The following is a 25,841-nucleotide window of genomic DNA, read 5'->3' as shown; positions in this document are numbered from 1 at the left end:
GCCGGGGCACAAAAAAGCCCCCAATACCCAACAGAGATTTCATCCCGGCGCAGCCTTTTTCTTCAGCCTTTCTCCCCCGTATCCTGCTCGTCCTCGCCCCCGGAGCCGCCCGATGCGCGCTGCCAACCTGTTCGCCCAGATTCCCCCGCCGGCCGCAGAAGAGCACTTCGAGACACTCTTCACCAGGCCCGGCCTGCGCATCGAGCGCATCCTCTCCCATTTTCACGCCAGCCCGCCCGGCTTCTGGTACGCGCAGCCCGACGACGAATGGGTGCTGCTCGCCCAGGGCAGCGCCGAGCTCGAGTTTGGTGACGGCCGCCGCCAGGCCCTGGCGCCCGGCGACTGGCTGCTGATCCCCGCCGGCTGCCGCCACCGGGTCGCCGCCACCGGCCCCGACACCGTCTGGCTGGCGGTGCATGCCGGGCCCTGAAGCCCAACGACACCTGCCTGGCGTATCCTTGCGGCTCCCCTCAACCGGAGCCCAATCCATGATCCGTCGCACCCTGAGCGCCCTGGCCATCGCCGCCAGTCTCGTCCCGTTCTCGCCCGCCATCGGCACAGCCAACGCCGAAGCCGCCCCGCAGCACACCCAGGTGCCCGGCTACTACCGCATGGCGCTGGGCAATCTCGAGATCACCGCCCTCTACGACGGCTACGTCGACCTCGACGCCAAGCTGCTGCTGGGCGCCAGCAAGGCCGAGGTGCAGCGCCTGCTGGCGAGCAAGTTCCTGGCCGGCGACAAGGTCCAGACCGCCGTCAACGCCTACCTCATCAACGCCGGCGGCAAGCTGATCCTGGTGGACGCCGGTGCCGCCAAGGCCTTCGGCCCGACCCTCGGCTTCATCGGCGAGCAGCTCCGCGCCGCCGGCTACAGCCCCGACAAGGTCGACGTGGTGCTGCTCAACCACCTCCACGCCGACCACGTGGCCGGCGTCCTCGACGCCGCCGGCCAGCCGCTGTTCCCCAACGCCGAGATCCGTGTGGCCCAGACCGAGGCCGACTTCTGGCTGTCCGAGGCCAACGCCGCCAAGGCGCCGGACGGCTTCAAGCCCTTCTTCGAGATCGCCCGCAAGTCGGTTGCGCCTTACCAGGCCGCCGGCAAATTCAAGCCCTTCACGGGCGAGGTGGACCTCGGCGGCATCAAGGCCGTGGCCTCCAACGGCCACACCCCGGGCCACACCAGCTACCTCGTCGAATCCGCCGGCCAGCGCCTGCTGATCCTCGGCGACGCGGTGCACAGCCACGCGGTGCAGTTCGCCCGCCCCTAGGTGGCCATCGAGTTCGACAGCGACAAGAAGGCCGCAATCGCCGCCCGCAAGAAGCTCTTTGCCTGGGCCGCCAAGGACAAACAGCTGATCTCCGGCATGCACCTGCCCTTCCCCGGCGTCGGCCACGTGCGCGCCGAAGGCAAGGGCTTCGCCTGGGTTCCGGTGGAATACAGCCCGCTGCCCGGCAGCAAGTAAGCCAACGCCTCCGCCGGCTACTTTAAAGTTGCCGGCGGATGATCCACACTGAGTACATCAGCACCCACCGCGAGCAGGCAAACCGGGGAGGATCAAGCATGGGCACCCGCGAAACGCAGTTCCTGCGCCGGCTCGAACGGGATGACCTCCGCCTGCGGATCCAGCTCAAGGAGGCCTGGGCCGAATTCACCGCCCTGAAGCAGGCGCTCCGCCAGGCCCTCGACCATGGCGATACCGCCCAGGCAAGGGCGCTCGTCGCACAGATCCGCGCCCTGATCGCCAGCCGTCCGCAGCCCTCCCGGAGCAAGCTCACGCTCACCCGCCCCAGCCTCGTCCTCAAACGGGCCCTGGCCGCAAAACCCGGGGCAGGGTTCGTGATCCTCGCCGCCCCCGGCCGGACCAAGCCGACACTGGCGCAACAGAACGCCAGGTTCCGCACGCCCGCCAGGCCGGTGCCGCCGCTGGTCATCCACATGCCATCGATCGGTGGAGACGCCGGGAAGGCACGATTCCAATCCACCGCCGTCACGTTGGCCACTCCGCGGTTACCAATACTCACCCACAACGCTCCTCACGCCGAAACGCAGCCACGTTTCAGCAAGAGCCTCGGTGGCGACCACCGCGGCTTCGCCTATATCCAGCAGGCCGACAGCAAGGCCTTCGACGAGATCCTGGCGCAGACCGCACTACCCGGCCACCGCGGACTGGCTTTCCAGCTCGATCTCGCCGACCTCGAGCACACCGCCCCCGAGCTGCCGGCGGCCGACACCTCCGCCGGCCCGCCGCCCACCGTTGACTTCCAGTTTCGCCTCGAAGGCACGGGCGCCCGCGGCAGCGCCGTCGCCCTCGGCGGCGAGGCCGACCTCGTCTTCTTCCTGGGCGCCCTGCGGGCCGACAGCCTCGCGGTGGCCTCCGGCGCGCAGCTCGAACAGGCCATCGAAAGCGGCGGCAGCCTCGGCGTGATGCTGGTGCCGGTCGGCTACGACCTCCGCGACGGCACGCCCTGCCGCCAGACCGCGCAGGTCGTCGAACGCCGCCTGGAGCCTGAGATCCGCTTTCCGCTGAAGGCGGGCCGGCTCATCAACCCCGCCGCCGGCGCCTGGGCCTACCTCGACCTCGACGGCGTGCAGCTCGGCAGCTTCTTCCTCGAACTCCCCATCGTCGCGGCCAACGCCCCGGTCGTCATGGCGGCCGAGGTGCGCCACATCGACCTCGACAGCGACGGCCAGCCGGTCGGCGCCCAGCTCGTGTTCCGCAGCCAGGGCGGCGCGCTGAATGTCAGCTACGCCAACAACGCGAGCGGCTACGGCGACACCTGCGCCCTCCCCACGCTGAGCCCGGCGAGCGTCGAGCAGGCGGTGGCGGTGTTCAAGAGCAGCGTCGACAGCGTCCCGAGCGACGCCCTGTGGTCCTACCTCACCGACCCCTTCCAGCAGCCGCCCACCTCGAACCAGCAGAAAAGCCTCGACGGCATGTTCCTGACCATCGCCCGGGCCGGCTGGGCGCTATGGGCGACCCTCACCGCCGACCCGGATCTGGCCAAATTCCTGCACGACATCAATGCCCTGCCAGCCAACTCGCGGGTGTCGGTGATCACCAACTCGATCTTCATCCCCTGGGAGATGATCTACCCCGAAAACCCCGACGCCCTGGCAGTCAAACCGGCCCTCCTGTGGGGCGCCCGCTACCTCTTCCACACCACGCTCCCCCAGGACTCGAACATCGCGCAGGACAAGAAGGCGCACCGCAATTCGACGCCCGGCGCCAGCCTGTGCGTCAATCCGGCCATCGACGATGATTTCGCCGGCGTCTCGCCCCTGCCGGCCGCGTCCCACCACGCCTGGGCCGCGCAGGCCCGGCTGCAGAACATCCCCTGCGACGAGGCCGACCCCGCGGCGGCCCGGGCCCTGCTGCTGGGCAACGGCGCAGCGCCATCCCGCAAGTGGATCTACCTGTTCTGCCACGGCCTGGGCGGCGCCGGCAACGCCATCGACCTGGGCGGAACCCCGCCCAACCTCATCCAGCCGGCCAGCCTTGCCGGCACGCCGCCCTTCGACGGCCGGCCCATCGTGTTCCTCAACTCCTGCGGCTCCGGCGCCCACAGCGCCCTGGCCCTCACCAACTTCTACACCGCCTTCCGGCGCGACAAGCAGGCCCTGGGCCTGGTGACCACCAGCTGCCCGGTGCCGGCGACCACCGCCGCCGCCATCGGCCAGCGGATCAGCAGCCTGTACCTGGACGGCAGCCACGACCTCGCCGCGGCCCTCCAGGCGGTACGCCTCGAACTCATCGCCCGAAACATCCCGATCGGGCTTTTCTACACCCTGCACGCCCCGGGCGACGTCCGGGCCCGGGCCTGACGAAGGAGCCTTCCATGAGCGCGAAACCCGTCGTGATCGTCATCAGCGACCTGCACTTGGGCGGCGGCGGCGCCGACAAGGGCGACGACCACGTGTTCGACCAGCAGCAGCTGGCCGGCTTCATCGACACCCTGCGGGCCTCCGACGACGGCCAGGCCGGCCGCATCGAGCTCTACATCAACGGGGATTTCCTCGAGTTCGCCCAGGTTGGCCAGCACCTCTACACCCTGCGCTCGGCCGACGCGTGGTGCTCGGAGGGCGAATCCCGCGCCAAGCTCAAGCTGATCCTCGACGGCCACCCGGAAGTCTTTGCCGCGCTGAAGGCCTTCAGCGCCGCCGGCAACCGGGTCACCCTCGCCGCCGGCAACCACGACGTGGATTTGTTCTGGGAAGGCGTCCAGGCCGACCTGCGCGCCGCCGCCGGGCCCATCGACTTCGTCCTCGGCGCCGACTGGACCAGCCGCTTCGACGGCCGCCTGCGCATCGCCCACGGCCATCAGCACGACCTGGCCAACCAGTTCAGGCACTGGGCCCACCCCTTCGTCAGCGGCCCCGGTGGCGAGCAGCGGCTCGAGATGTGCCCGGGCACCCTGTTCATGGTGAAGTTCGTGAACTGGCTGGAGGGCAACTACCCCTTCGCCGACAACATCAAACCGGTCAGCGCCCTGTGGCGCATCCTGGCCCGGGAGAACACCCTCGGCCTGGCCAGCATCGGCTGGATGTTCGCCCGCTTCGCCGCCCGCCACCCGGGCGTGACGCTGGGCGAGAAGGCCGACGCCCGCGCCCTGCCCCGAAAACTGGTGGAGATCATGCAGGCTGACGACGCCATCGGCGCCACGCTCCGCGGCTGGTACCGCAGCTACCTGGACGGCAGTGCCGACGACGAGAAGATCCACGCCACGCTCGCCGGCGACCCGGAGCGGCTGGAAGCCCTGATGATTGCGGTGATGGCCGGTGAGCCCCCGGGCGCCTGGGAAGCCGCGCTGGCCAAGGCGCCGGTGGGTGGCACCCTTGGCGCAGGCCAGGGCACGCTGCAACTGGCCGAATCCCAGAAGATGGACGACAAGCTGCTCTTCCGGGAGGTCGCGAAGGCCGAACTCACACGGGCCGGCAGCATCGCCGAGGTGGTCGTCCTCGGCCACACCCATTGCCCGGACGACTGGAGCGTGAGCGAGGCGCCCGGCAAGCGCTACTTCAACCCGGGCTCGTGGACGCGCTACGCCGAAATCGGCAAGCAGACCAAGCTGCGCCTGGCCGACCTGAAGAACGAAGCGGCTTTTCCCTACTCACTCAATTACGTCCGCATCTCCGCCGGCCCCGCCGGGCTGAATGCGCAGATGCTGACCCACGCCCGCTGCGCGGGCGGGCTGTGAGTCAGCGGCGGCGGATTAAAGACCCGCGTCGGCCCGCAGCGCCGCGGCCTTGTCGGTGGTTTCCCAGGTGAAATCCACCTCCTCGCGGCCGAAGTGGCCGTAGGCGGCGGTACGCGAGTAGATCGGGCGCAGCAGGTCGAGGGCGGCGATGATGCCCTTCGGGCGCAGGTCGAAGTGCCGCTGCACGAGTTCGACGATCTTCTCGTCGGACACCTTGCCGGTGCCGAAGGTTTCGACCATCAGGCTCACCGGCTTGGCGACGCCGATGGCGTAGGCCACCTGCACCTCGCAGCGGTCGGCGAGGCCCGCGGCGACGATGTTCTTCGCCACGTAACGACCCGCGTAGGCCGCCGAGCGGTCGACCTTCGACGGGTCCTTGCCCGAGAATGCGCCACCGCCGTGGTGGGCCGCGCCGCCGTAGGTGTCGACGATGATCTTGCGCCCGGTGAGGCCGCAGTCACCGGCCGGGCCGCCGATCACGAAGCGCCCGGTGGGGTTGATCAGGTAGCGGGTGTTGGCGGAGAGCATCTCCTTGGGCAGCACCGGCTTGATCACCTCTTCGATGACCGCCTCCTTGAGGTCGTCGTAGGAGATGTCCGGGTTGTGCTGGGTGGACACCACCACGGTGTCGATGGCCACCGGCTTGCCGTCAACATAGCGCACCGTGAGCTGGCTCTTGGCATCCGGGCGCAGGAAGGGCAGACGGCCGTCCTTACGCACCTCCGCCTGGCGCTGCATGATGCGGTGGGCGTAGTAGATCGGGAAGGGCATCAGGCTCGGCGTCTCGTTGCAGGCGTAGCCGAACATCAGGCCCTGGTCGCCGGCGCCCTGGTCGAGGTCGAGGCCTTCGCCCTCATTGACGCCCTGGGCGATGTCGGCGGACTGGCGGTTGATCGCGGTGAGCACCGCGCAGCTCTTATAGTCGAAGCCGATGTCGGAATCGTCGTAGCCGATGCGCCGCACGGTTTCGCGGGCGATGTCCATGTAGTTGATGTCGGCCTTGGTGGTGATCTCGCCGGAGATCACCACGAGGCCGGTGGACACCAGCGTCTCGCAAGCCACCCGGCCCCGCGGGTCCTTGGCGAGGATGGCGTCGAGAACCGCATCGGAGATCTGGTCGGCAACCTTGTCGGGGTGGCCTTCAGAAACGGATTCGGAGGTAAACAGGTATTCTTTGGCCATTGCATGCTCCTGAAACACAAAAACCCCCGGGTTACGGCGTTGCCGTCTCGGGGGTTTCGGAGCGGCGACGCTTTAGCAGTATTTGGACGGCGAGATATCGTGCTGACCCGATATCGGCCTCGAACCCGGTAAACCGTAGCCCGCTCCGCCCTGCAAGTTGTCGGATTAACTCGGCGGAATCACAATTATAACTTTGCTTTCCAGGCCGTCAATGCGGCCGCCCCACCGATTTCCCCACCTCGTCGACCACTCCCGCTGATGGCGTCCCTGATCTTCTCCCTCCTCGCCCGCCTGCCCCTCGGGCTGCTGCAGGCTTTTGGCGTGCTGGCCGGCTGGCTCACCTACGCCTTTTCGCCCACCTACCGGCGGCGCCTGCGCAGCAATCTCGAACACGCCCTGGGGCCCGATGAGGCCGCGCGGCTGTGGAAACAGGCGGTCGGCGAAATCGGCAAGCAGGCGCTCGAGCTGCCCTGGATGCTGCTGCGCCCCCAGCCCGACCTGGTCGCCCGGGTCGTCCGGGTGAGCGGCTGGGAGCACGTCGAGGCGGCCGAAGCCGCGGGCGGCGGCATCCTGTTCATCACGCCGCACCTGGGCTGCTTCGAGATCACCGCCCAGTATTTCTCCACCCACAAGCCCATCACGGTGCTCTACCGGGCGCCCAAGAAGGCCGTGCTGCAGCCGCTCATCAACGCCGGGCGCAGCCGCGGCAACATGCACATCGCCCCCGCCGACGTGGGCGGCGTGCGCCGGCTGATCAAGGCGCTGCGTGCCCGCGAGGCCGTCGGAATGCTGCCCGACCAGGTGCCCGGCAGCGGCGAGGGCGCCTGGCTGCCCTTCTTCGGCCGGCCGGCCTACACCATGACCCTCGCCGCCCGGCTCTCCGAGGTGGCCGGCGTGACGACCCTGTTTGCCTGGGCCGAGCGCCTGCCCGGCGGGGCCGGCTTCCACCTGCACCTGCGCCCGGCGCTGACGCCCCTGGCAGGCGACACCGAAGCCCGTGCCGCCGCGATCAACCGCGAGATGGAAGCTCAGATCCGCGAAAACCCGGCCCAGTACCTGTGGGGCTACAACCGCTACAAGCGCCCGTCGGGGGCGCCCGCCGCGCCTGCGCGCCAGGCCCACCAAGACCCAACCCGTCCGGACATCCCATGAGTCGAATCGTCGTCGCCCTGCTGTGGCTGCTCCACTGGCTGCCCCTGTCGCTGCAGGCGCCCATCGGCCGCGCCATCGGCCTGCTGCTTTACGTGATCATCGCGCCGCGCCGGCGGGTGGTGCATACCAATCTGCGCCTGTGCTTCCCGGAGCTCCCCGAGGCCGAGCGGCGGGCCCTCGCCCGGGAGCACTTCGCGCTGGCCGGGCGTAGCCTCGTCGAGCGCGGCCTTGCCTGGTTCGCCCCGGCCGAGCGCATCCGGCGCCTGGTCCGCATCGAGGGGGAAGAGCGGCTTCGACAGCTGGTGGACGCGCGCCAGCCGGTGATCCTGCTCACCCCCCACTTCCTCGGCCTCGACCTGGGCGGCACCCGGATGGCGATCTCCTTCGACTGCGTCAGCATCTACGCCCGCCAGAAGGACAAGGTCATCGACCGCTGGCTGTTCCACGGGCGCAGCCGCTTCGGCAGCCAGGTGCTGCTGCGGCGGGACGAGAGCGTGCGCGCCTCGATCAAGGCGATGAAAGAGATTCGCCCCTTTTATTACCTGCCCGACATGGACAACGGCCCCGAGGATTCGATCTTCGTGCCGTTTTTCGGGGTGCAGGCGGCCACCCTGTCGGCGCTGCCGCGGCTCGCCAGGCTGGGCGGCGCGGTGGTGGTGCCCTGCTTCACCCGCATGCTGCCGGGCGGCCAGGGCTACGTGGTGGAGCTGGGCGAGCCGTGGGGCGATTTCCCGGGCAGCAGCGTCGAGGCCGACACCCGCCGGATGAACGCCTGCATCGAGGAGGCCATCGGCACGATGCCGGCCCAGTACTACTGGGTGCATCGCCGCTTCAAGACCCGCCCGGCCGGCGAGCCCAAGCTTTACTGAGCGCCTGTCGGCGGCCGGCGCGCGAAGCGCAGCGGCGCCTCGGTGGTGGCGTCGCCCTGCAGGCTGCGGGCGCGCAGCTGGCCGCAACCGCCGTCCACATCCTGCCCGGCAGAGTTGCGCAGCTTGGTGAGGACGCCGCGGCGGTGCAGGCTGCGGGCGATCTCGGCGGCCTTCGCCCAGTCCGGGCGGCGGTAGGGAAGGTCGGGCACCGAGTTGTAGGGGATCATGTTCATGATCGCGTACTTGCCGGCGAGCAGCCTGACGATGCCGTCGAGCTCCTCCGGCGTGTCGTTGATGCCCTCGATCAGTGTCCATTGGTACTGGATCGGATAGCCGGTCGCGCGGGCGTAGGCCTCGCCCAGCTCGACGAGCTCGTCCGGCGTGATGCGTGGCGCCTTGGGCAGCAGCTCGGCGCGCAGCCCGGCGCGGCTGGTGTGCAGCGACAGGGCCAGCGCCGGCTTGACGCGCAGGCCGGGCAGGCGCTCGAAGACGCGGTGATCGCCCACCGTCGAGAACACCAGGTTCTTGTGCCCGATGCCGCCCTCTTCGCCGAGCAGCTGGATCGTCTCGAGCACTGCGTCCATGTTGTGGGCCGGCTCGCCCATGCCCATGAACACCACCTTCTTCACCGGCCGCCGGGCCCGCGCCAGCACCACCTGGGCCAGGATCTCGGCGCTCGTCAGCTGGCGCAGCAGGCCGTCGCGGCCGGTCATGCAGAAGGTGCAGCCCACCGCGCAGCCCACCTGGCTCGACACGCACAGGCCGTCGCGGGGCAGCAACACGCTCTCGACGGTCTGGCCGTCGGCGAGCTCGACCAGCAGGCGGGCCGAGCCGTCTTCGCCGGGGTGCTCGGAACGCACCCGGGCCAGCCCGGCCAGCTCGGCGGTGAGCGCCGGCAGGGCGTCGACGACCGCCCTGGGCAGCGCCGGGCCGCGCCGCGTGGGGCCGGCGTCGAGGGGCAGGGCGTGCAGCCAGGCGCGCAGCATGCGCTGCACATGCACGGGTTTGGCGCCCAGATCGGCGAGGCGCTGGCGGAGGGTTTCGATGCGCATGAGGGGGCGAATCCTAGCATTCGCGCGGGCGCCCGGGATAGCCGACGTGGCCCGCGGCGGCGCAAGGCACGCGAGGTCACAAAATCTTCCTTGCCGTGCAGCCCGGCTCACCCTAATTTATGGAGGTGCCCGTTTCGGGCAGTACCCACCTGCCCGCCAAGGAGAGTCACGATGATGCCGCCATCCCCCGACGGCGAGACCGCCGCCGGCCTGCAATTCACCCTCGTCCGCTACCTCGACGCCCCCCGGGAAAAGGTCTTCCGGATGTGGAGCGAACCCCAGCTGTTTCGCGCCTGGAGCGCGCCGACGGGCTTCCGCGTCTCCGTCGGGACCTCCGACTTCCGGCCCGGCGGCGCCTGGCACTGCCACATGGTGGCGCCCGACGGCACCGCCCACCGGGCCGGCGGCCTCTACCTGGACATCCTCGCGCCGGAATCCATCGTGATGAGCCACAGCTGGGAAGACGCGAACGGGCAGCGCAGCCCGGAGACCTGCCTCAGCGTGAGCCTGGACGCCCTGGGCGAACGCACCCGCCTCAGCCTGCACCAGGGCCTGTTCGCCGACGAGGCCGAGCGCGACGGCCACCAGGCCGGCTGGTCCGAATGCCTCGACGCCCTGGCCGACCAGCTGCACGCCCTCGCCGCCCAGGAAAGATCCGGCTGAACCGCACCCCGGCGGCGTCACCCGGGCATCACCTGCCCGTCACATCCGTGCAGCATCGCGCCCCGACACTGCCCGCATGGACCGCGCCGGACTCGTCTGCCACGAACTCGTCAAGCAACCCGCTTCCCTCCGGGTAGCGCTGGTGACCGAAACCTATCCGCCCGAAATCAACGGCGTCGCCATGAGCACCGGCCGGCTGGTGGAGGGGCTGGTCGCTGCCGGCCACCGGGTTGACCTGATCCGCCCACGCCAGCCCCACGAGGGCGGCGAACCCGGTGCCCGGGCCACTGACGGCCTCGAAGAGATGCTGTCCCGCGGCATCCCGCTCCCCAAGTACGCCCAGCTGCAGCTCGGCCTGCCGGCCCGCCAGCTCCTGCTGCGGCGCTGGTCGCGCCAGCGGCCGGACATCGTCCAGCTGGTCACCGAAGGCCCGCTCGGCTGGTCGGCGCTGGCCGCGGCGCGCAAGCTGCAGCTGCCGGTGATCAGCGAATTCCACACCAACTTCCACCGCTACACCGGCCATTACGGGGTGGGCTGGCTGAAAGCGCCGATCGCTGCCTACCTGCGCAGCTTCCACAAGCGGGCCGACCTGACCCTGGTGCCCACCCGGGCCCTCGGCAACGAGCTGCTGGCGCTGGGCATCCCGCGGATCGACGTGGTGTCCCGCGGTGTGGACACCGAGCTGTTCGCCCCCTACCGGCGCAACGCCGGGCTGCGCCGCCAGTGGGGGCTGGGCCCCGACGACCTGGCCGTGCTCTACGTGGGGCGGATCGCCCCCGAGAAGAACCTCGCCCTGCTCGAGAAGGCCTTCGCGGCGATCCACGCCCGCCACCCCCGCGCCCGCCTCGTGATGGTCGGCGGCGGGCCGGCCCTGGCCGCCCTGCGCAGCCGCCAGCCCCGGGCGGTGTTCGCCGGGATGCAGACCGGCACCGCGCTGGCCGAACACTACGCCAGCGGCGACCTGTTCCTGTTTCCCAGCCTCACCGAAACCTACGGCAACGTGGTGGCCGAAGCCCTCGCCAGCGGCCTGCCGGTGGTGGCCTACCGGGACGCCGCGGCGCTCGAGCTGATCCGCCACGACACCCACGGCTGGCTGGCCGAACCCGGCGACGAGGCCGCCTTCGTGGCCGGCGCGGTGAGCCTCGCCGACGCCCCGGCGCAGCGCGCCCGCCAGGCCCTGGCCGCGCGGGCGCGGGTCGCGGCGCTCGGCTGGCCGGCCGTCGTCGAGCGCCTGGTGGCGCTGCAGCGGCAGATCATCCTGTCATCCCCCGCAGCGCTGCCGACCGGCAACAAACGCTGACCCTGCGCCGCACCGCCCGGGCTGCAGGCGCTTCAGATTCCGGCTCGTCTGCCGTACACCAGGGAGTTATGAAATAGACTGACCACCTGCCAAGCCTGGCCCGAGCCGGACGATGAACGAGCCCTCCCCTGCCGCCGCCCGCGCCACCCCTGCCCCACGAGAGCGCATCACCTTGCTGCTCGGCGCCGTCGTCGTGCTGTGCAACCTGGCGGCCATCGCCCTCGGTGTGCTGAATCTCCAGCAAAGCCTTCACAACGTCGAGTCGCAGGCCCAGACCGCAACCCTCAACCTGGCCCATGTGCTCGACCAGAGCCTCTCCAGCAGCGCCCGCAGCATCGACGTGGCGCTGCAGGCCCTCGCCGACGAGTTCAGCCGCGAAGCCCAGGGCGGCAGCAAGTATCTGGACGAAAACGAAGTCCTCACCATGCTGGCCCGCTTCAAGGGCTGGCTGCCCGAAACCGAGAGCATCCGCGTGTTCGACGCCAAGGGGCAGCCCAGGTGGGCCAACCGCGGCAGCCCGGGGCTGGTTCAGGACGTCTGCCAGTGCTTCAAGCTGCTGCGCGACGATCCGGCCCGGGGTCTGGTCATCGGCCGCCCGGTCAACCGGCAGGGCAGCTCGGGCTGGCTGATCCCCTTCTCGCGACGCTTCAACCGGCCGGACGGCAGCTTCGGCGGCATCGTCTCGGTGATCGTGCCGCTGGAGCACTTCACCGAGCTGCTGTCCCGCCCGCAACTGGGTGAGGGCGGCACCGCGATCCTGCGCTTCGATGACTACAGCCTGATCACCCGCAGCCCGCCCGTCGCCGGCCCGGCCGGGACGACCGGCAACGTATGGGCGTCAAGCGACCTGCGCCGCCATCTCGAAGCCGGCCAGACGAGCTTCACCTACCGCAGCGCAGACACCTCCGACGGCGTCGAGCGGATCAATGCCGTGCGGCGGGTCGAAGGCCTGCCCTTCCTCCTCGTGGTGGGCCTCGCGCGGGACGCCTACCTCGCCCAGTGGCGGCACGACGCAACCCGCACCGCCATCATACTGGGGGTCTTCCTGCTCGTCTCGTCAGGCTCGGCGCTGGCCATCGGGCGGCTCTACCGGCGCCAGCGCGACGCAGCGGCCCGGGCCCTCGAGAGCAAGGCCCACCTCGAAACCACCCTCCACGAGCTGCGCAAGCGCGACCTCGCCCTCGACGCCGCCGAGCAGATCGGCCGGCTCGGCGCCTACTCCATCGACCTCGCCAGCGGCCAGGTGACCCACTCCCAGGCCTTCGACAGGGTCCTGGGTGTCGCCCCCGAGCGGCCGTTCTCCCACGACGACTGGCTGGGCCGGATCCACCCGGATGACCAGCCCGCCGCCCGCGAGCGCTTCGAGCAAGGCCTGCTCAAGGATGGCCAGCCCTACGACATGGTCTATCGCCTCCACATGCCCGACGGCACGCTGCGCTGGATACACGGCCTTGGCCGGGCCGAGCGGGACGCCGACGGCAGGCTGGTCGCGGTGTATGGCGCAGTGCAGGACATCAGCACCCGCAAGCAGGTCGAGCAATCCTTGCAGCAGGCCGTGGATGACTACCAGGGCTTGGTGGGCCGCATCCCGGTGGGGATCATCAAGTTCCGCCTCGACGCGGCCGGACAGCCCGGCTTCACCTACGTCAGCCCGCGCTTCTGCGCGCAGGTGGGGCAGACCGCCGAGGCCCTGCTGAACTCGGCCGAAGTCCTGCTCGACACCCTCGTCGAGGCCGACCGCCGCGCGCTGCGCGACACGATCGATACCCACATGGGGCAGGGGCAGGCCTTTGGCTGGGAGGGGCGGGTCCGGGTCGGTACCGAGCTGCGCTGGATCGCGGTGCTGGCCAGCGCGACCCTCCAGGGCGACGGCTCGGTGCTGTGGGACGGCGTGAGCACCGAGATCACCGACCGCAAGCTGGCCGAGCTGGCCCTGCGCGAGATCGAGGAACGCAACCGCCTGCTGCTCGAATACTCGCCGGTGGGCATCCTGCACTACACCCTCACGCTGCAGGTGAGCTACTGCAACCAGCAGTTCGCCCGCATCATGGGGGCGCCGTTGAGCTACATGAACGCCCTCGATTGCCGGAAGCTGAAGGACCAGCGGGTCATCCCGGGCATGCGCGCGGCCCTCGCCGGCGAGCTCGCCCAGTACGAGGGGCCATATCGCACCACTTACTCGGGCCGGGAGCTGGCGATCGCCATGACCTGCGCCCCGCTGCGCGACACCGCCGGCGAGATCGTCGGCGGCATCGCCATCCTGCAGGACATCACCGAACGGGTGCGCAAGGACGAAGAGCTGGCGCGCTACCAGGACAGCCTCGAGGCGCTCGTCTCCGCCCGCACCGCCGACCTCGAAACCGCCCGCGCCGAGGCCGTGCGGCTGGCCCGCGTGAAAAGTGAATTCCTCGCCAACATGAGCCATGAAATCCGCACCCCCCTAAACGGCGTGCTCGGGCTCGCGCGGATGGGCTTTCGCGACAACGCCGGGCGCGACGCCACGCAGGCCGTCTTCGCCCGCATCCTGGCCTCGGGGCGGCTCCTGCTGGGCATCATCAACGACATCCTCGACTACTCGAAGATCGAAGCCGGCAAGCTGCGCATCGAGGCCATCCCGATCGAGCCGGCCCGGGTCACCGGCGACGCCCTGCTGCTGATGGAAGAAGCCGCCTCCAGCAAGGGCCTGTGCCTGCAGCTCCGCCAGCGCTCGCCGCTGCCCGCGGTGTGCCTGTCCGACCCGCTGCGGATCGCCCAGATCCTGGTCAACCTGCTTTCGAACGCGGTCAAGTTCACCGAACGGGGCGGCATCACGCTGGAGGTCGGCCGGGAGGGCGAGAGCCTGGTGTTCAGCGTCATCGACACCGGCATCGGCATGACGACCGAGCAGCTCGCCACCGTCTTTGCCCCCTTCGAGCAGGCCGACAACTCCACCACCCGGCGCTTCGGCGGCACCGGACTGGGCCTCGCGATCACCCGCCGCATCGTCGAGCTGATGGGCGGCACCCTCAGCGCCGAGAGCCAGGCCGGCGCAGGCAGCCGTTTCGAGGTCCGGCTGCCCTGCATCGAAGTGGCGGCCGCCCAGCCCGCCGCCCCCGCCCTGGCAGCGCCCGGGCCGGGGCCCCGGCTGGCCGGGCTGCGCATCCTGGCCGCCGAGGACAACGAGGTGAATCAGCTCGTGCTCGAAGACAACCTGGTGAGCGAAGGCGCCGAGGTCACCCTCGCCATCAATGGCCAGGAGGCCGTCGACCACGTCAGGCAGCGCGGCGCCGACGGCTTCGACGTGGTGCTGATGGACGTGCAGATGCCGGTCATGGACGGCTACGAAGCCACCCGGCAGATCCGCGCCCTGGCCCCCGGCCTCCCCGTCATCGGCCAGACCGCCCACGCCCTCAATGAAGAACGCGCCACCTGCCTGGCCGCCGGCATGGTCGACCACCTGGCCAAGCCCCTCGACCCCGACCAGCTCATCGCCAGCATCCTCCGCCACGCCCGCCCCCGCCCCACCGCATGATGCGGCAGGGGCGCGCGGCGCGCCTCAGTGGCTCATCTCAGCGCCCGCCCACCTGCGCACCCGAGAACAGCTGGGCGTGCTCGCGGGGCAGGCAGCGCCAGTACTGGGGCGCCGCCGTCAAGCGGGCGCCCAGCCGGGCCGCGGCATGCCACGGCCAGCGCGGGTCGTAGAGCATGCAGCGGGCGACGCCCACCAGATCGGCCTGGCCCCTGGCGACGATCTCCTCGGCCTGCTCCGGCTCGGTGATCAGGCCCACCGCGATGGTCGGCATACCGGTCTCCTGACGGATGCGCACCGCAAACGGCAGCTGGTAGCCCGGCCCCGGCACCAGCTTCTGCTGGGGCGACAGGCCGCCGGTGGAGACATGCATGAACGCGCAGCCGCGGGCCTTCAGCGCCTGGGCCAGCACCACGCTCTGCTCCAGGTCCCAGCCGCCCTCAACCCAGTCGGTGGCCGAGATGCGCATCCCCACCGGCTTGCCCGCCGGAAAGGCCGCCCGCACCGCGTCGAACACCTCCAGCGGAAAGCGCATGCGGTTCTCGAGGCTGCCGCCGTAGGCATCGTCGCGCTGGTTGGAGAGCGGCGACAGGAACTGGTGCAGCAGATAGCCGTGGGCCCCGTGCAGCTCGATGCAGTCGATCCCGATCCGCGCCGCCCGCCGCGCCGCCGCCGCAAAAGCCTCGCGGATGCGCACCAGACTATCAGCATCGATGGCCCGCGGAGCCGGTTCGTGGGGCAGATGGGGCAGCGCCGACGGCCCCTGCGTCGGCCAGCCGCCCGCCTCCGGCGCCAACAGCTGCCCGCCCTGCCAGGGCAGCGCGCTGGAGGCCTTGCGGCCGGCGTGGCCGAGCTGGATCGCCAGCGGCATGTCCGAATACTTGCGGACGCCCTCGACCACCCGGCCGAGGGCCGCCTCGTTGGCATCCGACCACAGGCCGAGGCAGGCCGGCGTGATGCGCCCCTCCGGCTCGACGCCGGTGGCCTCGATGACCAGGAGCCCGGCGCCGGAGAGCGCCAGGTTGCCCAGGTGGATCAGGTGCCAGTCCTGGGCGTTGCCGTCCACCGCCGAGTACTGGCACATGGGCGCGATGACGATGCGGTTGGGGAGGCTGAGGCCGTCGAGGGCGAAGGGCGTGAACAAGGCCGACATGGAAGAACTCCTGGTTACGGGCAAGGACGTGGGTGTCGTGGCCAGAATAATCCCAGAAAGCGCGCCGCCGGGCCACCTGGCGACGGCGCCGCTCACACCCCGGTGGCCCCGCCGGCTTCACGCAGGCGCCGCCCCGCGGCAGCCGCCCCACCCCCCGATTCACGGCGGGCGCCACGCCGGCACTAAAGTCTGCGCGGCCCGCTGCCGCTATGCCTCGCATCCGTACACACGCCTACCCGGCGGGTGCGAATGGCAAACCACCGCCAGACACCTCCCAGCCCAACCAGCCCCTGCCATGCCTCGCAGCCATCTGCCCCCCACTCCCTGCGGAACGCCCGTCGTCGCCCAGCCCAGCCCGGCCGCCGAGGGCCGCAGGATATGTTTCAAGGCCGCCGCGGCCAGGCGGGTGACGCCATGAACTGGAAAGCCTCCTCCCTGCGCCGACGCCTGCTGCTGATGCTGGCCGGCATGGCCTTCGCGGTGCTCGCGCTGGCCCTGATCATCTTCACCGTCGCCGGCACCCTGCGCCAGCAGGGCTCGATGATGTCCCAGCTGCGCAGCCTGGCCCACGTGGTGGCCGCCAACGCCGAGGCGGCGGTGGTGTTCGGCGACGAGCAGGCCGCGGCGGTCAACCTGGCCAGCCTGCGCGAGCAACCCGAGGTGGTGGCGGCCCGCATCGTCCTGCCCGACGGGCGCCTGCTGGCCGCCTACCCCGCCGGCGTCGCCCCCGACGTCTTCGCGCAGCTCACGCCAAACGGCTTCGAACGCGGCCTGCCCTTGTCGACCCGCCCGCTGCGCTTCGACTACGTGCTGCGGCCCACCGCCGCCGGCATCGACGGTGCCGAGACCCTGGGGACCCTGTCGATGGTGGTCGACCCGTCCGAGATGTGGCGCCAGATCCGCCGGGACAGCCTCACCACGGCCGGGCTGGGCGTTCTGGTGCTGCTGCTGGCGGTGCTGGCCGCCCAGCGCCTGCAGCACCGCATCAGCGAGCCGGTGCTGCGCCTCGCCGCGGCCGCCCGCGAGGTGGCCGAAAGCCAGCGTTACGACCAGCACATCCCCCGCAGCGGCGAGGACGAGATCGGCAGGCTGGTGGACAGCTTCAACGACATGCTGGGCGAACTGCGGGCCCGCGACGCGAGCCTGCGCGAGCACCAGGAACACCTCGAGGAGCTCGTCGAAGGGCGCACCGCCGAGCTGCGCGCCGCCAAGGAGCAGGCCGAAGCCGCCAGCCAGGCCAAGAGCGAGTTCCTCGCCACCATGAGCCACGAGATCCGCACCCCGATGAACGGCGTGCTCGGCATGACCGAGCTGCTGCTGAGCTCCCGGCTCGACCCCACCCAGCAGCGCTACGCCGAGCTGGTCCAGCAGTCGGGGCGCCACCTGCTGGGCATCATCAACGACATCCTCGATTTCTCGAAGATCGAGTCGGGCTACATCGAGCTCGAAGCCACCGACTTCGACCTGGTCGAGCTCGTCGAGGACAGCGTGGAGATGTTCGCCCAGCCGGCCGCCGGGAAAGGCCTCGAGCTGGCCAGCCAGCTCAGCCCGCCCAACGTCGCCCTGCGCATGCGCGGCGACGCCTTCCGGCTGCGCCAGGTGCTGGCCAACCTGCTCAACAACGCCATCAAGTTCACCCGCCAGGGCGAGGTCGTGGTGCGCGCCCAGGTCGTGCCGGAGGGCGAGCACATGCAGGTGAGCCTGAGCGTCGAGGACACCGGCGTCGGCATCTCCGCCGCCGCCCGCGAGAAGATCTTCGAGCACTTCTCCCAGGCCGACGGCACCACCACCCGCGAGTTCGGCGGCACCGGGCTGGGGCTGGCGATCAGCCGGCGGCTGATCGAGCTGATGGGTGGCCGCATCGGCGTCGACAGCGAGGTGGGCAAGGGCTCCCGCTTCCACATCGACCTGCGCCTGCCCCGGGCGGCCAGCCCAGCGGATGCGCCCGAATCCGCCACCACCCGGCTCGAAGGCGCGCGGGTGCTGGTGGTGGACGACAACCTCACCAACCTCGACATCCTGCGCCTGCAGCTGGGCGGCTGGGGCATGCAGGTGCACTGCGCCGAGAGCGGCGCCCAGGCCCTCGAAGCCCTCCACGAAGCGGCCGGGCTCGGCCAGCCCTTCGATCTCGCCATCCTCGACATGCACATGCCCGGGATGGACGGCCTGCAGCTCGCCCAGGCCATCCACGCCGAGCCGGCCCTCGCCCCGACCCGGCTGATCATGCTCACCTCGACCTTCATCGCCGGCAACGCCCGCGAGCGCGAGGAGGCCGGCATCCTGCGCTGCGTGAGCAAGCCCGTACGCCAGGCCGAACTCCGCCACGTCGTCGGCTGGGCCCTGGGCGCCGGCAGCGCGGCGGTCGCGCCCCCGGCGGCGCCCACTGCCAGACCCGCCCCCGGCGGCCTGCTCCACGGCCATGTGCTGCTGGCCGAGGACAACCCGGTCAACCAGGAGCTCGCCCGCGCGATGCTGCAGAAGCTGGGCCTCACGGTGGCCATCGCCCAGCACGGCGAGGAAGCCCTCGCGCTGGCGGCCACGCAAGCCTTCGACGCCATCCTGATGGACTGCCAGATGCCGGTGATGGACGGCTACCAGGCCACCGCGCTGCTGCGCGCCCGGGAGGGTCAGGGCGGCCACCACCTGCCGGTGATCGCCCTCACCGCCAACGCCATGGAGGGCGACCGCAACCAGTGCCTCGCCGCCGGCATGGACGACTACCTCGCCAAGCCCTACACCACCGCCCAGCTCGAGGCCACCCTGCAGCGCTGGCTGCCAACCCGGCCGGCCCCCGCGGCAGATGCCGCCGCCCCGCCGCCCACCAGCACCAACGCCCCTAAGGGCGCCACGGCCATCGACCGCAAGGTGCTCGAACCCTACCGCGAACTCGACCCCGACGGCGGCTGGAGCCTCGCCCGGAGGCTGCTGGCGGTGTATCTCGAGAGCTCGACCGCGCTCATCCACAAGCTCGAAACCGCCATCCCCGCCGGGGATGCCAGCGCCGCCCGCGAAGCGGCCCACGCCCTCAAGTCCAGCAGTGCCAACATCGGCGGCCTGGCGGCAGCCGAACATTTCCGCGGGCTCGAAGCCCTCGCCAAGGCCGGCCAGCTGGATCAAGCCGCCCTCTCCATCGGCGAGGCCCGGGCCGCCTACGCCGCGCTCGTCGCCGACGTCCACGCCCTGCTCGACGAAACCGCCTGAACCCCGCCCCGCCATGCCCCACCACGCCACCCCGCGCCCGTCGATGGGCAAAGCCGCTGCCCTCCTGGCCCTCACCGCGCTCATCGCGCAGCCCGCCCTGGCCGAGCCGCTCCGGATCAGCGGCACCGGCTCGTCTGCGCCCCTCGTGACGGCGCTGTTCGAAGAATTCCGCAAACAACACCCCGACGCCGAGCTGCTGCAGCCCACCCCGCCGCTGGGCTCCAGCGGTGCCCTCAAGGCCCTGGCCGGCGGGCGCATCGACCTGGCGCTGCCGGGCCGGGCCCTCAAGCCCGACGAGGCCGCCCGGATCGGGCGACATTTCGTGCTGGCAACGACGCCGCTGGTCCTCGCCTCGGCGGGCGGCCAGAAGAAGAACGGCTTCACGCTGGATGAGCTGGCCGCCGTGTATGAAGGGCGGCAGACCCGCTGGGACAACGACCAGCCGATCCGGCTCGTGCTGCGCGCCAGCTTCGAGAGCGACACCCAAACCCTGAAATCCATGTCGCCGATGATGGCGAAGGCCGTCGACACCGCCGCCCGGCGCCCCGGCATGGCCCTGGGCCAGGACGACCTGGAAACCCTCACCCTGCTCACCCACAGCCCCGGCTCCCTCGGACCCACCACCCTGGGGCTGCTGCGCGCCAGCGGCGCCAGGCTCACCGTGTTCGAGATCAACGGCGTAGCACCGAGCCTGGCCACGCTCAAGGAGGGCCGCTACCCCTGGCGCAAGGAGATCAGCGTCGCCCTGCCGCGCCAGCCGAGCCCACTCGCCGACAAGTTCGCCGCCTTCCTGCAGAGCGACAAGGCCCACGCGGTGCTGCAGCGCAGCGCATATCTCCCGGCCGGGCGATGAACGAGTTCGTCCACCGCCGCGTCTCGCGCTTGGTCACGCGCCTGGCCGGCGTGCTGGCCCTGCTCCTGCTGGCCGGGCCGCTGTCCTTCTACGGCTGGTATGTGCATTCCGAATCGGCCCGCCAGATCGACGCAGACCTGCGCGACCGGGCCCGCCTCATCGAACAATTCATCCAGATTCAACCCGACTTCTGGGAAGACAACTCCAGCCGCCTCAACGTGCAGCTGGAGCCGATGATATTGTCGAATGAATATTTCCGGCTCACCGGCACGGGCGGGCAGCCCCTCCTCGAGGGCGGCCCGCCACCCGCCTGGTATGTGCAGCTGCACAGCACGCCGGTGCACGCCTTCGGCCAGCCGGTGGGCGAGATCACCATCGGCATCGATCACCGCCAGGAGCTGGCCCCCGGCTTGCTGATCCTGCTCACCAGCAGCGCCATCGCCTGGGCGATCTGGGGGCCGGGGCGGCGCATCCCGCTGGACGCCCTGCGCAACGCCGAGGCCCGCCTGCGCGAGCACCAGCGCCACCTTGAAGAAACCGTCCGCACCCGCACCGCCGAGCTGCACGCCGCCAAGGACCAAGCCGAGGCCGCCAACCAGGCCAAGAGCGAATTCCTCGCCACCATGAGCCACGAGATCCGCACCCCGATGAACGGTGTGCTGGGCATGACCGAGCTGCTCCTCGCGACCCGCCTCGACCCCACCCAGGAGCGCTATGCCCGCGTGGTCCAGCAGTCGGGCCACCACCTGCTGGGCATCATCAACGACATCCTCGATTTCTCGAAGATCGAGTCCGGCCACATGCACCTCGAAGCCATCGACTTCGACCTGGGCGAGCTCGTCGAGGACAGCGTGGCCATGTTCGCCGAGCCCGCCGCCCGGAAGGGCCTCGAACTGGCAAGCCAGCTGAGCCCGCCAGACCAGGCCCTGCAGGCCCACGGCGACCCCTTCCGGCTGCGCCAGGTGCTGGCCAACCTGCTCAGCAACGCCATCAAGTTCACCCATCAGGGCGAGGTGGTGGTGCACGCCGAAGTCGGCGCCGACGGCACCCTCGAACTGAGCGTGAAAGACACCGGCGTCGGCATCAGCCCCGAGGCGCAGCATAAGATCTTCGAGCACTTCTCCCAGGCCGACGGCTCCACCACCCGCGAGTTCGGCGGCACCGGCCTCGGGCTGGCGATCAGCAAACGCCTGGTCGAGCTGATGAGTGGCCGCCTCAGCGTCGACAGCGAAGCGGGCCAGGGCGCCTGCTTCCGCATCACGCTCCCCCTCGCCCGCCCGCAGGTTGCCACTCCGCCGCCCGCCGCACCGGCGCAGCTCGTGGGGCGGTGGGTGCTGGTGGTGGACGACAACCCGAGCACCCGGGGCATCCTGCACGCTCAGCTGGCCGCCTGGGGCGCACAGGTGCACTGCGCCGCCAGCGCCGCGGAAGCCCTGGCCACGCTGCGCACCGCCGCGGCGGGTGGGAGCCCGGTCGCGCTGGCCCTCGTCGACCGGCACCTGCCCGGGATGGACGGCATGCAGCTCGCCGCCGCCATCCACGCCGACCCAGCCCTCGCCCAGACCCGGAGCGTGCTGCTGAGCTCCACCCTCGACACCGACGACACCGACCAACACGCCCGGGCCGGCATCGTCCAGCGGGTCAACAAACCAGTACGTCGGGCCGAGCTCCAGGCGGCCGTGGGCCGGGCACTCGGCGGCGCGGCACCGGCCAGCGCCCCTGCGCCGGGCGGCACCGGCACTCCGCCCCGCCCCCGGCTACAGGGCCACGTGCTGCTGGCCGAAGACAATCTGGTCAACCAGGAGCTGGCCGCCGCCATGCTCAAAAAACTCGGCCTCCAGGTCACGATCGCCTGCAACGGCGTCGAGGCGCTGGCCCGGCTCGACGCCCGGGCCTTCGACCTCGTGCTGATGGACTGCCAGATGCCGGTGATGAACGGCTACGAAGCCACCGCCGCACTGCGCGCCCGCGAGCCCGCCGGCGGACCTCGGCTGCCGGTGATCGCCCTGACCGCCAACGCGCTGGAAGGCGACCGTGACCAGTGCCTAGCCGCGGGCATGGACGACTACCTCGCCAAGCCCTACACCAAGGCCCGGCTCGCGGAGGCCCTGCGCCGCTGGCTCCCCGCAAATGCCGCCGCAGCCCTGCCGGAGGCCATCGACCCCCAGGTGCTCGCTGCCTACCGGGAGCTCGACCCGACCGGCGAGAGGGGCTTCGTCCAGCGCCTGCTGCGCAGCTACCTGCAGGCCTCCGGCCCGCTCATCGACAGCCTCGGGCAGGCGGTGGCCACCGGCGATGCCGACAGCCTCGCCGCCGCCGCCCACACCCTCGGCTCGAGCAGCGCCAACATCGGCGCCAACCGGCTGGCCGAGCAGGTCGAAACCCTCGCCAGCCTGGGCAAGGCCGGCCGCCACGAGGCCGCCCACCGCCTCTTCGGCGAGGCCCAGGGCGAGCACCAGCGGGTCCTGGCCGAAATCGAGACGCTGCTCGCCGACTTCGCCTGACCCACGCCCCCTCGGGCCAGGTCAAAAAAATCCGGCCGGCCGACTGAATTTTTAAGAAATAAAACCGATATAAATAAAAAGAGAGCCGCCAGGCGTCGCGGCCCACCCCATCACCGCAGGGCCGACCGCTCCTGAGGTAAACCCATGACAACCTCCTCCCCCGAACCTGACCAGCCCCACCGCATGCCGATAGAACAACTGCGCTTCAGCGGCCAGTTGCCGAGCCCCAAGGGCGTGGCACTGGCGATCATGGAAATCTGCCGCCGGGACGATGCCCGCATCGACGAGATCGCCCGCGTCGTACAGACCGATCCGGCCCTCAGCAGCCGCCTCCTGCAGCTCGCCAACACCGCAGCGGCCAACACCACCGGGCGCCCCTTCGTGGCCGTCTCCGAGGCAGTGATGCGCCTCGGAATGAGCACCGTGCGTCAGCTCGCGGTGGGGTTTTCGCTGGTGGACCAATACCAGAGCGGCCCCTGCGAAGCCTTCGACTACGCCCACTTCTGGTCCCACGCCCTGCTGATGGCGGTGGCCTGCCAGGCCCTGGCGAGCCAGAGCCGCATCGGCTCCCCGGACGAGCTTTTTGCCTGCGGCCTGATGGCGCGCATCGGCTGCCTCGCGCTGGCGACGGTGCACCCCGTCGACTACGGCTGCCTGCTCGAGGAGTGCGAGGACGACAGCCAGCTCGCAGCACTCGAGCAGGCCCGCCTGCAGACCGACCACAACGCCTTCACCGCCGCCATTCTCGCCGACAGCGGCATCCCGAAAGCCCTCGCCGAGCCCGTCTGCCACCACGAGGCCCCCGACCAGGCCGGCTTCGCCGAAGGCTCGCGGCCCTACCAGCTGGTCCGCCTGTTCCACCACGCCCGGCGCATTGCCGACATGGGGCTGGCCCCCGAGGACAAACGCGGCGGGCTCATCGCCGAACTCTTCCTGCTGGGCGGCCGGCTAGGCCTGGACGGCACCGAAGTCGGCGAGCTCGTCGACCGCATCCTGGCCCGCTGGCGCGAGTGGAGCGAGCTCCTCAAGGTACCCGCCCGCCGCCTGCCCCCCTTCACCACCATGGCGGAAGCCCCGGCCCCCAAGGCCGCCGAGCTCAAGACCATGGCGATGCGGGTGCTGCTGGTGGAGGACGAGCCCACCTCCCGGGTCATCATCGAAGCCCAGCTGCGCAGCCTCGCCGGGCCCGACGTGTATTGCGCCGCCAACGGCGAGGAGGCCCTGGCGTTGGCGCTCAAGGTGATGCCCCACATCGTCGTCACCGACTGGATGATGCCGGTGATGAACGGCCTGGAGTTCTGCCGGGCCCTGCGCGCCACCGAATGGGGCCAGTCGATGTACGTGATCATGCTCACCGGCATGGACGCCGAGGACGAGATCGTCGAAGCCTTCGAGGCCGGCGTCGACGACTATGTGACCAAGCCCGTCAAGATGCGCGCCCTGTCGGCGCGTATGCGGGCGGCCCTGCACTACGTGCAGCTCCTCGAGAGCTGGGAACGCGACCGGGCCCAGCTCAAGCAGTTCGCCTCCGAGCTGGCCATCAGCAACCGCAAGCTCGAACACTACGCCCTCACCGACCTGCTCACCGGCCTGCCCAACCGCCGCGCCGGCATGGAGATCCTCGGGCAGGCCTGGAGCGCCACCTCCCGCTCGCGGCAGGGGCTGGCGGTGATGATGATCGACATCGACCGCTTCAAGGCCATCAACGACACCCACGGCCACGCCGTGGGCGACCGGGTGCTGGTCGAGGTCGGCCAGCGGCTGCGCGGCACCGCCCGCAAGGACGACCACGTCATCCGGATGGGCGGCGAGGAATTCCTGGTGATCTGCCAGAACGGCGACCTCCGCGCCGCCCTCCAGGCCGCCGAACGGCTGCGCCTGAGCGTGCGGGACGCGCCGATCCGGGTCGGCGAGCGGGTGATCAACACCAGCATCAGCGTCGGCATCTCCAGCCGGGAGCCCTCGACACCCAACGAGGACAACCTCATCGCCACCGCCGACCAGGCCCTCTACGCCGCCAAACGCAGCGGACGGGACCGTTGCTGCGTGATCTCGAACGGGCGGATCCTCGGCGGCACGGGCTGATCCCGCCCCTGCGCCCGATCACACTGTTCGTGCCCACCGCGGCCCTTTACGTGCTTGCCAAGCCAGGGCGCGACAGCCCCCTTCCCCCTCGGTAGGGCCGCCCTCCCGCCGGGCCACACAAAAAAACGCAAAAGGCTATTGCAAACACTGCCGCCCGACGTATAATTCGCGCCCTTCCCGAGGTGTTCCAGACACCACGCGGAAGTTCCGGAACAAAGCGGCAGTAGCTCAGTTGGTAGAGCGCAACCTTGCCAAGGTTGAGGTCGAGAGTTCGAGACTCTTCTGCCGCTCCAACGCCCCTCGGGGTGAGTTTCCGGAAAGTGTAAGTCGCAGCACACACGGACGCGGGGTGGAGCAGTCTGGCAGCTCGTCGGGCTCATAACCCGAAGGTCGCAGGTTCAAATCCTGCCCCCGCAACCAACCCTCCGGATGCGTCCTTAGCTCAGCTGGTTAGAGCGCCACGTTGACATCGTGGAGGTCGGCGGTTCGATTCCGTCAGGACGCACCAACAGTTTTACTGCCTGGCCCTCAAGGCCCACGCAGCGCCAAGCCCGCCTCCCCGGCGGGTTTTTGCTTTGTGGCCATGGCTTTCACGCACGCTCTCAAAGAAAACGCCGGGCTGCCCCAAAGTTTCCTTGCCCCCACGGGGGCGGAGCCCGGCCCTGGGGGTGCTCAGAAAGCCGAGCTTCCCGCCGTCGGCGCCCTGCCGCCGGCCACGACCCCGCCGTTTTCCACGCGCACCGTGTCACCCCGCTGCCAGGCCGGCGCATTCTGCTGCTCGACGACCCGGTAGCTGCCGTCGTCCATCCGCACGCCGATGCGGTAGTGGCTGATCGCCCGGTAGCGCTTTTCGGCCTCGTTACCGGCCAGGCCGCCGAGCACGGCCCCGCCGATGCGTGCGATCTGCTTGCCGGAGCCCTCGCCCACCTGGTGGCCGAGCACGCCGCCGAGGATCGCCCCACCCACCGCACCGAGGCCCGAGCCTTCACCCTTCTGCTGGACCGCCTCGACGCTTTCGACCACCCCGCAGTCACGGCAGGCGGCGGGCGGCACGTCGGCGACCCGGCGCGGGGCGGCCTCCGCCCGCGGCGGCGCAGGCACGGCATCGGCCGGCGGCAGGCTG

18 protein-coding genes and 3 tRNA genes are annotated in these 25,841 nt (G+C 70.5%); 17 read left to right on the top strand and 4 right to left on the bottom strand.

Annotation, left to right across the window (positions count from 1 at the left end; translation table 11 throughout):
- The first annotated feature begins 112 nt into the window (after positions 1 to 112).
- The 5 genes from ZRA01_RS10950 (at position 113) to ZRA01_RS10935 (ending at position 5,196) form a co-directional block, all read left to right on the top strand.
- The gene (locus ZRA01_RS10950) at positions 113 to 430 is read left to right on the top strand and encodes a cupin domain-containing protein (RefSeq protein ID WP_141352078.1); all 318 of its coding nucleotides are present in this window, start codon (positions 113 to 115) and stop codon (positions 428 to 430) included.
- 58 nt (positions 431 to 488) lie between these two features.
- Positions 489 to 1,268 (top strand): MBL fold metallo-hydrolase, encoded by a 780-nt coding sequence (locus ZRA01_RS10945; RefSeq protein WP_246093640.1) that lies wholly within the window; start codon positions 489 to 491, stop codon positions 1,266 to 1,268.
- A complete protein-coding gene (locus tag ZRA01_RS21025; RefSeq protein WP_246093639.1) occupies positions 1,269 to 1,463 on the top strand; it encodes a hypothetical protein in 195 nt (64 codons plus the stop codon).
- Between the two features lie 98 nt (positions 1,464 to 1,561).
- Positions 1,562 to 3,823: a hypothetical protein gene (locus tag ZRA01_RS10940; protein ID WP_141352076.1), complete on the top strand. Its 2,262-nt coding sequence runs from the start codon at positions 1,562 to 1,564 to the stop codon at positions 3,821 to 3,823.
- Between the two features lie 14 nt (positions 3,824 to 3,837).
- Positions 3,838 to 5,196, top strand: coding sequence for a metallophosphoesterase family protein (locus tag ZRA01_RS10935; RefSeq protein WP_141352074.1), 1,359 nt, complete (start codon positions 3,838 to 3,840; stop codon positions 5,194 to 5,196).
- Between the two features lie 15 nt (positions 5,197 to 5,211).
- On the opposite strand, the gene metK is transcribed toward ZRA01_RS10935, so the two are convergent.
- Positions 5,212 to 6,378, bottom strand: a complete 1,167-nt coding sequence (gene metK / locus ZRA01_RS10930) for a methionine adenosyltransferase (protein ID WP_141352072.1) — start codon at positions 6,376 to 6,378, stop codon at positions 5,212 to 5,214.
- A 258-nt stretch (positions 6,379 to 6,636) separates the two neighbouring features.
- On the opposite strand from metK, the gene ZRA01_RS10925 reads away from it, so the two are divergent.
- Together ZRA01_RS10925 and ZRA01_RS10920 are read left to right on the top strand one after the other, a co-directional pair.
- Positions 6,637 to 7,530 (top strand): lysophospholipid acyltransferase family protein, encoded by an 894-nt coding sequence (locus ZRA01_RS10925; protein WP_141352070.1) that lies wholly within the window; start codon positions 6,637 to 6,639, stop codon positions 7,528 to 7,530.
- On the top strand, positions 7,527 to 8,399 hold the full coding sequence (locus ZRA01_RS10920) for an LpxL/LpxP family acyltransferase (protein ID WP_141352068.1): 873 nt from the start codon (positions 7,527 to 7,529) through the stop codon (positions 8,397 to 8,399). Before ZRA01_RS10925 ends, ZRA01_RS10920 begins: the two co-directional genes overlap by 4 nt.
- On the opposite strand, the gene ZRA01_RS10915 is transcribed toward ZRA01_RS10920, so the two are convergent.
- Complete coding sequence (locus ZRA01_RS10915; RefSeq protein WP_141352066.1) at positions 8,393 to 9,451, bottom strand: RNA methyltransferase; 1,059 nt, start codon at positions 9,449 to 9,451, stop codon at positions 8,393 to 8,395. The genes ZRA01_RS10920 and ZRA01_RS10915 overlap by 7 nt on opposite strands.
- Before the next feature lie 171 nt (positions 9,452 to 9,622).
- Between ZRA01_RS10915 and ZRA01_RS10910 the strand changes: the two genes are divergently transcribed.
- The 3 genes from ZRA01_RS10910 (at position 9,623) to ZRA01_RS10900 (ending at position 14,925) form a co-directional block, all read left to right on the top strand.
- Positions 9,623 to 10,114 (top strand): SRPBCC family protein, encoded by a 492-nt coding sequence (locus ZRA01_RS10910; RefSeq protein WP_170182949.1) that lies wholly within the window; start codon positions 9,623 to 9,625, stop codon positions 10,112 to 10,114.
- Positions 10,115 to 10,190: 76 nt separating this feature from the next.
- The gene (locus ZRA01_RS10905; protein ID WP_141352062.1) at positions 10,191 to 11,414 is read left to right on the top strand and encodes a glycosyltransferase family 4 protein; all 1,224 of its coding nucleotides are present in this window, start codon (positions 10,191 to 10,193) and stop codon (positions 11,412 to 11,414) included.
- 112 nt (positions 11,415 to 11,526) lie between these two features.
- Complete coding sequence (locus tag ZRA01_RS10900) at positions 11,527 to 14,925, top strand: ATP-binding protein (protein WP_141352060.1); 3,399 nt, start codon at positions 11,527 to 11,529, stop codon at positions 14,923 to 14,925.
- A 37-nt stretch (positions 14,926 to 14,962) separates the two neighbouring features.
- On the opposite strand, the gene ZRA01_RS10895 is transcribed toward ZRA01_RS10900, so the two are convergent.
- Positions 14,963 to 16,075 carry an NADH:flavin oxidoreductase/NADH oxidase gene (locus tag ZRA01_RS10895; protein WP_141352058.1) on the bottom strand — a complete coding sequence of 371 codons (1,113 nt, stop codon included), beginning with the start codon at positions 16,073 to 16,075 and terminating at the stop codon, positions 14,963 to 14,965.
- A 414-nt stretch (positions 16,076 to 16,489) separates the two neighbouring features.
- On the opposite strand from ZRA01_RS10895, the gene ZRA01_RS10890 reads away from it, so the two are divergent.
- The 7 genes from ZRA01_RS10890 to ZRA01_RS10860 all read left to right on the top strand — a co-directional run bounded on the left by ZRA01_RS10890 (position 16,490) and on the right by ZRA01_RS10860 (position 25,226).
- Positions 16,490 to 19,276, top strand: coding sequence for a response regulator (locus tag ZRA01_RS10890; RefSeq protein ID WP_170182948.1), 2,787 nt, complete (start codon positions 16,490 to 16,492; stop codon positions 19,274 to 19,276).
- A 13-nt stretch (positions 19,277 to 19,289) separates the two neighbouring features.
- Positions 19,290 to 20,129, top strand: a complete 840-nt coding sequence (locus tag ZRA01_RS10885; RefSeq protein ID WP_141352054.1) for a PstS family phosphate ABC transporter substrate-binding protein — start codon at positions 19,290 to 19,292, stop codon at positions 20,127 to 20,129.
- Positions 20,126 to 22,633 (top strand): hybrid sensor histidine kinase/response regulator, encoded by a 2,508-nt coding sequence (locus ZRA01_RS10880; protein WP_141352052.1) that lies wholly within the window; start codon positions 20,126 to 20,128, stop codon positions 22,631 to 22,633. Before ZRA01_RS10885 ends, ZRA01_RS10880 begins: the two co-directional genes overlap by 4 nt.
- 144 nt (positions 22,634 to 22,777) lie before the next feature.
- Positions 22,778 to 24,718, top strand: coding sequence for a GGDEF domain-containing response regulator (locus ZRA01_RS10875; protein ID WP_246093638.1), 1,941 nt, complete (start codon positions 22,778 to 22,780; stop codon positions 24,716 to 24,718).
- A gap of 217 nt (positions 24,719 to 24,935) precedes the next feature.
- Positions 24,936 to 25,011 (top strand) — tRNA-Gly (locus ZRA01_RS10870).
- A 50-nt stretch (positions 25,012 to 25,061) separates the two neighbouring features.
- Positions 25,062 to 25,138 (top strand) — tRNA-Met (locus ZRA01_RS10865).
- An 11-nt stretch (positions 25,139 to 25,149) separates the two neighbouring features.
- A tRNA-Val gene (locus tag ZRA01_RS10860) sits at positions 25,150 to 25,226 on the top strand.
- A gap of 164 nt (positions 25,227 to 25,390) precedes the next feature.
- On the opposite strand, the gene ZRA01_RS10855 is transcribed toward ZRA01_RS10860, so the two are convergent.
- Positions 25,391 to 25,841: outer membrane lipoprotein (locus tag ZRA01_RS10855; protein ID WP_141352050.1), on the bottom strand; the 451-nt coding region annotated here is incomplete at its 5' end.

Source organism: Zoogloea ramigera (genome assembly GCF_006539865.1).
Classification (GTDB): Bacteria; Pseudomonadota; Gammaproteobacteria; order Burkholderiales; family Rhodocyclaceae; genus Zoogloea; species Zoogloea ramigera.
The sequence above is the reverse complement of the archived record's forward strand: the minus strand, read 5'-3'. Positions and strand labels throughout refer to the sequence as shown.

Bases quoted from the DNA above. Each gene is read 5' to 3' on its own strand.
- ZRA01_RS10950 (WP_141352078.1), top strand. From the start codon at position 113: ATGCGCGCTGCCAACCTGTTCGCCCAGATTCCCCCGCCGGCCGCAGAA.
- ZRA01_RS10945 (WP_246093640.1), top strand. From the start codon at position 489: ATGATCCGTCGCACCCTGAGCGCCCTGGCCATCGCCGCCAGTCTCGTC.
- ZRA01_RS10940 (WP_141352076.1), top strand. From the start codon at position 1,562: ATGGGCACCCGCGAAACGCAGTTCCTGCGCCGGCTCGAACGGGATGAC.
- ZRA01_RS10935 (WP_141352074.1), top strand. From the start codon at position 3,838: ATGAGCGCGAAACCCGTCGTGATCGTCATCAGCGACCTGCACTTGGGC.
- metK (WP_141352072.1), bottom strand. From the start codon at position 6,378: ATGGCCAAAGAATACCTGTTTACCTCCGAATCCGTTTCTGAAGGCCAC.
- ZRA01_RS10925 (WP_141352070.1), top strand. From the start codon at position 6,637: ATGGCGTCCCTGATCTTCTCCCTCCTCGCCCGCCTGCCCCTCGGGCTG.
- ZRA01_RS10920 (WP_141352068.1), top strand. From the start codon at position 7,527: ATGAGTCGAATCGTCGTCGCCCTGCTGTGGCTGCTCCACTGGCTGCCC.
- ZRA01_RS10915 (WP_141352066.1), bottom strand. From the start codon at position 9,451: ATGCGCATCGAAACCCTCCGCCAGCGCCTCGCCGATCTGGGCGCCAAA.
- ZRA01_RS10910 (WP_170182949.1), top strand. From the start codon at position 9,623: ATGATGCCGCCATCCCCCGACGGCGAGACCGCCGCCGGCCTGCAATTC.
- ZRA01_RS10905 (WP_141352062.1), top strand. From the start codon at position 10,191: ATGGACCGCGCCGGACTCGTCTGCCACGAACTCGTCAAGCAACCCGCT.
- ZRA01_RS10900 (WP_141352060.1), top strand. From the start codon at position 11,527: ATGAACGAGCCCTCCCCTGCCGCCGCCCGCGCCACCCCTGCCCCACGA.
- ZRA01_RS10895 (WP_141352058.1), bottom strand. From the start codon at position 16,075: ATGTCGGCCTTGTTCACGCCCTTCGCCCTCGACGGCCTCAGCCTCCCC.
- ZRA01_RS10890 (WP_170182948.1), top strand. From the start codon at position 16,490: ATGAACTGGAAAGCCTCCTCCCTGCGCCGACGCCTGCTGCTGATGCTG.
- ZRA01_RS10885 (WP_141352054.1), top strand. From the start codon at position 19,290: ATGCCCCACCACGCCACCCCGCGCCCGTCGATGGGCAAAGCCGCTGCC.
- ZRA01_RS10880 (WP_141352052.1), top strand. From the start codon at position 20,126: ATGAACGAGTTCGTCCACCGCCGCGTCTCGCGCTTGGTCACGCGCCTG.
- ZRA01_RS10875 (WP_246093638.1), top strand. From the start codon at position 22,778: ATGACAACCTCCTCCCCCGAACCTGACCAGCCCCACCGCATGCCGATA.